At 44.4% G+C, this 279-nt stretch carries 1 protein-coding gene; it reads left to right on the top strand.

Going from position 1 to position 279, the window contains the following annotated elements; translation table 11 throughout:
- Window positions 1-186 (top strand): hypothetical protein (locus tag RV1423_RS30785; protein WP_231502542.1); only part of this gene is annotated, 186 nt, incomplete at its 5' end.
- Between the last annotated feature and the right edge of the window lie 93 nt (window positions 187-279).

Genomic DNA, 279 nt, shown 5'->3' with positions numbered 1-279 from the left:
CTAGAGTTCGCATTGCCTATGTTCGGCGCGGCGCTAGATGCCTCCTGGGACGACTGGACCGATTGCCTTACCCTACATGGCGTCACGGAATTGGAACGAAAAACCTGGATTTTGAGGGCTCATCCTGGGTCTTTCTCTGAATTGCGAAAGATGCAACGAAACGCCGCTACAAAGAATTTCGCATAATTACTTCGCAAATTGCGCAACTCACTGTTTTAAAAAGATATTTTCTGATGCAATTTTTGCAACCAAAATTTGTTCTCACTTTTACTTCGGATT

The sequence above is a fragment of the Herbaspirillum sp. RV1423 genome (assembly GCF_000577615.1).
In the GTDB taxonomy this organism is placed as follows: domain Bacteria; phylum Pseudomonadota; class Gammaproteobacteria; order Burkholderiales; family Burkholderiaceae_D; genus Herbaspirillum.
The sequence above is the reverse complement of the archived record's forward strand: the minus strand, read 5'-3'. Positions and strand labels throughout refer to the sequence as shown.